The sequence below is a fragment of the Falsiroseomonas oryzae genome, assembly GCF_027856955.1.
In the GTDB taxonomy this organism is placed as follows: Bacteria; Pseudomonadota; Alphaproteobacteria; order Acetobacterales; family Acetobacteraceae; genus Falsiroseomonas; species Falsiroseomonas oryzae.
This window is the reverse complement of record NZ_JAPSMD010000357.1, coordinates 1-5,533: the sequence shown is the minus strand read 5'-3', so window position 1 is coordinate 5,533 and position 5,533 is coordinate 1. Positions and strand designations below refer to the sequence as shown.

Here is a 5,533-nt window from a genome sequence, read left to right as displayed (position 1 = left end):
CCGCCGCCAGCCGGAGCCGCGCGGCCCGAGCAGCGGCGCGATGGCCACCGCCATCGGCAGGAAGCGCGCATTGGCGGCGGTCGCGGCGACGACGGCCGGCAGCACCGCCCCGCCCGGCCCGGCAGCCAGGCCCAGCAGCACGAGCTGCCCCGCCATGCCATAGACCGCGGCCGAGCAGAGCAGCGCCCAGCCCATCGGCAGCCCCGCCTCCGCCACCGCCGCGCCGAAGGCCAGGAAAGTGACGCCCATGGCCAGCAGCGGCGCGCCGAGCGCCTCCGTCAGGCCGGTGCGGAAGGGCGCCGGCGTTCGCGCGCCCTTCGCCGGCTGGGATGGCCGCGGGTCGTTAACCTTCTTCCTCGCGGTCGGTCTCGACCTCGATGTCCTCGCCGAGGGTCTCGTCGGCGTCCTCGAGCTCCTCCGCGTCCTCGATCGCCTCGTCCGCCTCGTCGGCGTCCACGTCGGCGATGTCCTCGGCGTCGGCCTCCGCCGGCACGACCCGCTTCTTCACCCGCTCGTCGGGCGGGGCCGCGGCGCGCTTCAGCTTGGGCTGCTCGGCCGGCTGCTCGGTGCCGCATTTCGGGCAGACCGCGGGCGCGCGCGCCAGGTCGTAGAACCGGGTGCCACAGGATACGCAGACGCGCTTCAGTCCGAGCTCAGGCTTGGCCATCGGCAACTCTCGCTGATCCCCCGCCAGGCGGAGGGTTGATAGGGCGGCTCCGCGCCACGCGGCGGTCGGCCGGCGCGGCGACGTGCCGGGGCGGAGAAAAGGACGGGCGCGATTGCCACTTCACGCCCCCCATGTCAAACGCCCCCGCCATGCAATCAGCTGCCGCGCACGAAGCCGCCGCCCGCCCGCTGGCCGCCCGCGCCCCGGCGCGGCCCCTTTCGGGCACGGCGCAGGTGCCTGGCGACAAGTCGATCAGCCACCGCGCCCTGATGTTCGGCGCGCTGGCCGTCGGCACCACGGACATCACCGGACTGCTGGAAGGCGAGGACGTGCTGCGCACCGCGGCCGCCATGCGGGCACTGGGCGCCGAGGTGGAGAATCTCGGCGGCGGCCATTGGCGCGTCGCCGGGCGCGGCATCGGCGGCCTGGTGGAGCCCGCCGACGTGCTGGACATGGGCAACTCCGGCACCGCCGCCCGCCTGCTCTGCGGCCTGCTGGCGGGTCATCCGCTCTTCGCCGTGATGACCGGCGACGCCTCCCTGCGGAAGCGCCCGATGAAGCGCGTGACGGAGCCACTCTCCGCCACCGGCGCCCGCTTCGCCACCCGCGCCGGTGGCCGCCTGCCGCTGGCGGTGGAAGGCGCCGCCGACCCGCTGCCGCTGGACTACACGGTGCCGGTGCCCTCGGCGCAGGTGAAGTCGGCCTGCCTGCTCGCGGGGCTTTGCGCGCGCGGAATAACCCGCGTCGTGGAGAAGGAGGCCACCCGCGACCACACCGAGAACATGCTGCGTCACTTCGGCGCGACGGTGGCCGTCACCGCCGAGGGCCATGGCCGGATCATCGAGCTGACCGGCCAGCCGGAGCTGGTCGCCGCGCCGGTCGTGGTGCCCGGCGATCCCTCCTCCGCCGCCTTCCCCGCCGCCGCCGCGCTGCTGGTGCCGGGCAGCGAGGTCACGTTGCGCGGGGTCGGCATGAATCCGCTGCGCGCCGGCCTCTTCGCCACGCTGGCCGAGATGGGCGCCGACATCGCCCGCCTGGACGAGCGCATCGAGGGTGGCGAGCCCGTCGCCGACCTGCACATCCGCGCGGCCGCCCTGCGCGCCGTGGACGTGCCGGCGGAGCGCGCGCCGGCAATGATCGACGAATACCCGATTCTCGCCGTGCTCGCCGCCGCCGCCTCGGGCACCACGCGCATGCGCGGCCTGCAGGAGTTGCGCGTGAAGGAGAGCGACCGGCTGGCCGCCACCGCCGCGCTGCTGCAGGCGAATGGCGTGCGCGTGGAGATCGAGGGCGACGACCTGGTCGTGCATGGCCATGGCGGACCGCCGCCCGGCGGCGGCAAGGTGGTGACGCACATGGACCACCGCATCGCGATGAGCGCCCTGGTGCTGGGTCTGGCGTCGCGCGCGCCGGTGGCGGTGGACGACGCCGCCTTCATCGAGACGTCGTTCCCGGGATTCGCGGGACTGATGAACCGGCTGGCGGGGGGGGAGGCGCTGCAACCCGCATGACCCCGTCACGGGTCGTCGCGGTGGACGGGCCGGCCGCGGCCGGCAAGGGCACGCTGGCGCGGCGCCTCGCGGCCGAGCTCGGCCTGCCCTATCTCGATACCGGCCTGCTCTACCGCGCCGTCGGCCGGCGCGTGCTGGACCGCGGCGCCGACCCGCGCGACGCGGACATTGCCGCCGCCGAGGCGCGGGCCCTGACCGCCGCCGACCTGGACCGCACCGACCTGCGCGGGCCGGAGGCCGACATGGCCGCCTCCGCCGTCGCGGTGCTTCCCGGCGTCCGCGCCGCGCTGCTCGACTGGCAGCGCGACTTCGGCCGCCGGCACGGCGCGGTGATGGATGGCCGTGACATCGGCACCGTCATCTTCCCCGATGCCCCGGCCAAGCTGTTCGTCACCGCGAGCCCGGAAGCCCGCGCGCGGCGCCGCTGGCTGGAGCTGCAGGGCCGCGGCGTGGAGCGCCCGCTGGCCGAGGTGGAGGCCGAGATGCGCGCCCGCGACGCGCAGGACGCGTCCCGAAGCACCGCCCCGATGAAGCCGGCCGCGGATGCGGTCGTGCTCGACACCACCGACCTCGATGCGGAACACGCCTTCCGCGTGGCGCTGGACCTGGTGCGGCGGCGCCTGGGCGGTTGAGGGGCCGACCGTCACGTCCGGCGGAAATCAGCTTGACTCTGTTAAGGTGTCGGGCGTAACGCCCCCGCGAACCGCGCGTCCGCAAGGGCCGCGGTGCCCTTGCCTTGGCGGCCAGGGGACCGATCCGGACCGCGGCTTCGCCGCGAGCCGGGCCGCGGCCGCCAGCTCAGGGGCCGGAACCGGCGAGCCGTCACACCGCCTTCAGCCCAGGGGCCGTTCGGATCCAAGGGGGACCCGCACCGGTCAGGTCGTGTCCGCGGCAGCACCGCGGAGGCGCACACCCGCATGGCCCTCCCGAACGGGAAGGGCCCTCACCCAGGAACCCACCACCGCATGGCAAGCGCCACCACCCTCTCCCGCCCAATGGAAGAGGATTTCGCCGCCCTCCTCGACGCGACGCTCGGCGACAACACCGGCTTCGCCGGCTCGGTCATCACCGGCAAGGTCATCCGCGTCGATGACGACTTCGCGATCGTCGATGTCGGCCTGAAGAGCGAGGGCCGCGTCCCGCTCAAGGAATTCGCGCCGCAGGGCGCCAAGCCGGACGTGAAGCCCGGCGACGTCGTCGAGCTCTTCGTCGAGCGCTACGAGGACCGCGACGGCTCCATCGTCCTCTCGCGCGAGAAGGCCCGCCGCGAGGAGGCCTGGACCAACCTCGAGAAGTCCTTCACGGCGCAGCAGCGCGTGAACGGCGTGATCTTCGGCCGCGTCAAGGGCGGCTTCACCGTGGACCTCGGCGGCGCGGTCGCGTTCCTGCCGGGCAGCCAGGTGGACATCCGCCCGGTGCGCGACGTGACGCCGCTGATGGGCACGCCGCAGCCCTTCCAGATCCTCAAGATGGACCGCGCCCGCGGCAACATCGTCGTCTCCCGCCGCGCCGTGCTGGAAGAGACCCGCGCCGAGCAGCGCGCCGAGCTCGTCCAGGGCCTGAAGGAAGGCATGGTGCTGGATGGCGTGGTGAAGAACATCACGGACTACGGCGCCTTCGTGGACCTCGGCGGCGTCGATGGCCTGCTGCACGTCACCGACATCGCCTGGCGCCGCATCAACCACCCGAGCGAGGCGCTGACGATCGGCCAGCAGGTCAAGGTGCAGGTCATCCGCTTCAACCCGGAGACCCAGCGCATCAGCCTCGGCATGAAGCAGCTGATGGCTGATCCCTGGGACAATGTGGCCAACAAGTTCCCGGTCGGCGGCAAGTTCTCCGGCCGCGTCACCAACATCACGGACTACGGCGCCTTCGTGGAGCTGGAGCCGGGCGTCGAGGGGCTGGTCCACGTCTCCGAGATGTCCTGGACCAAGAAGAACGTCCATCCCGGCAAGATCGTCGCCACCTCCCAGGAGGTCGAGGTCGTCATCCTCGACGTCGACGGGCCGAAGCGCCGCATCTCGCTCGGCCTCAAGCAGGCCAGCGGCAACCCGTGGGACGTCTTCGCCGAGGCCAACCCGCCCGGCGCCGTCATCGAGGGCGAGATCCGCAACATCACCGAGTTCGGCCTGTTCATCGGCCTCGGCCCGGATCTCGACGGCATGGTGCACATGTCCGACCTCAGCTGGGACGAGCCCGGCGAGGTGGCCATGCAGCGCTACAAGAAGGGCGAGACGGTCAAGGCCAAGGTGCTGGACGTCGATGTCGAGAAGGAGCGCATCTCGCTCGGCATCAAGCAGCTCCAGGCCGACCCGGCCGCCGAGGTGCTGGACCGCATCCGCAAGGGCGACGTGGTGACCTGCGTGGTCACCAAGATCGAGGCGAACGGCATCGAGGTGAAGGTGGACGACGTGCTGACGGGCTTCATCCGTCGCGCCGAGCTCGCCCGCGACCGCCAGGACCAGCGCCCCGACAAGTTCGCCGTGGGCGAGAAGGTCGATGCGAAGGTCACCGCCGTGGACCGCGCCGGCCGCCGCCTGGCCCTGACCATCAAGGGCAAGGAGGTCGAGGAGGAGCGGCAGGCGATGCAGGAGTACGGCAGCTCCGACAGCGGCGCCTCGCTCGGCGACATCCTGGGCGCGGCCATCCGCCGCCGCCAGGCGAACGAGGAGTGACGCACGCCCGCCGGCTTCGGCCGGCGGCGTGACGGCAAGGCCCCGGGCAGCCGCGCTGCCCGGGGCCTTTGTTTGTCCGCTACTCCCGGCGTGCCCCCAGTTGCGGCGGCGCCGGCGCGTTCCAGGTGTCGCGTACCGCGTTGTTCAGGAAGAACTCGTCGCGCGGCCGCATATCCGTGAGCGGCGCCGGCCCGCGCGGAGTGCTGGGCGACCAGACCAGCATCTCGCCTGAAACCTCCGCCGCGACCTCGGCCGCCCGCGCGGGGTTCCCGCGGGCCAGGCCGGCGGCGACCTCCGGCTCCGCCAGCCGCGCCAGCAGCCGCGTGCGGGCATCCGGAATCGGTCGGTCGCTGCCGAGCAGCACGTTCGCCGGGCGCAGCATGACGACATGGGGGAAGACCGCGACGAAGGTCTCCACGACCGACCAGCTCGGCGCCCACTGCACCGCCAGCCCGCCGGGAGCCAGCCGCGATCGCACCAGCTCGATGTATTCGCGGCTGTAGAGCAGCCCGCTATGCGAGGTCTGCGGATAGATCGCATCCGCCTGGATCACGTCCCAGGCGCCCGGGGCGCTGCGCGCCAGTGCGCGGCGTCCGTCGCCGGCCTCCAGCCGGACGCGCGGGTCGGCGAGCAGCGCCGCCACCGCACCGTCCGGCCGCAGCGCCGCATGCTGGCGCAGC

At 73.3% G+C, this 5,533-nt stretch carries 6 protein-coding genes; 3 read left to right on the top strand and 3 right to left on the bottom strand.

Annotation, left to right across the window (positions count from 1 at the left end; translation table 11 throughout):
• A partial coding sequence (locus OZN99_RS24240) for an AzlC family ABC transporter permease (protein WP_270937817.1) occupies positions 1-249 on the bottom strand: 249 nt, incomplete at its 3' end.
• A 94-nt stretch (positions 250-343) separates the two neighbouring features.
• The gene (locus OZN99_RS24235) at positions 344-667 is read right to left on the bottom strand and encodes a TIGR02300 family protein (protein ID WP_270937816.1); all 324 of its coding nucleotides are present in this window, start codon (positions 665-667) and stop codon (positions 344-346) included.
• A 149-nt stretch (positions 668-816) separates the two neighbouring features.
• Here OZN99_RS24235 and aroA point away from each other — a divergent pair, with 149 nt between their 5' ends.
• The 3 genes from aroA to rpsA all read left to right on the top strand — a co-directional run bounded on the left by aroA (position 817) and on the right by rpsA (position 4,853).
• Positions 817-2,178 carry a 3-phosphoshikimate 1-carboxyvinyltransferase gene (gene aroA, locus OZN99_RS24230; RefSeq protein ID WP_270937815.1) on the top strand — a complete coding sequence of 454 codons (1,362 nt, stop codon included), beginning with the start codon at positions 817-819 and terminating at the stop codon, positions 2,176-2,178.
• The gene (cmk, locus tag OZN99_RS24225) at positions 2,175-2,810 is read left to right on the top strand and encodes a (d)CMP kinase (protein WP_270937814.1); all 636 of its coding nucleotides are present in this window, start codon (positions 2,175-2,177) and stop codon (positions 2,808-2,810) included. Before aroA ends, cmk begins: the two co-directional genes overlap by 4 nt.
• A 333-nt stretch (positions 2,811-3,143) precedes the next feature.
• On the top strand, positions 3,144-4,853 hold the full coding sequence (rpsA, locus tag OZN99_RS24220; protein ID WP_270937813.1) for a 30S ribosomal protein S1: 1,710 nt from the start codon (positions 3,144-3,146) through the stop codon (positions 4,851-4,853).
• Between the two features lie 79 nt (positions 4,854-4,932).
• Here rpsA and OZN99_RS24215 read toward each other — a convergent pair.
• The coding region (locus tag OZN99_RS24215; protein WP_270937812.1) for a spermidine synthase at positions 4,933-5,533 on the bottom strand (601 nt) is incomplete at its 5' end.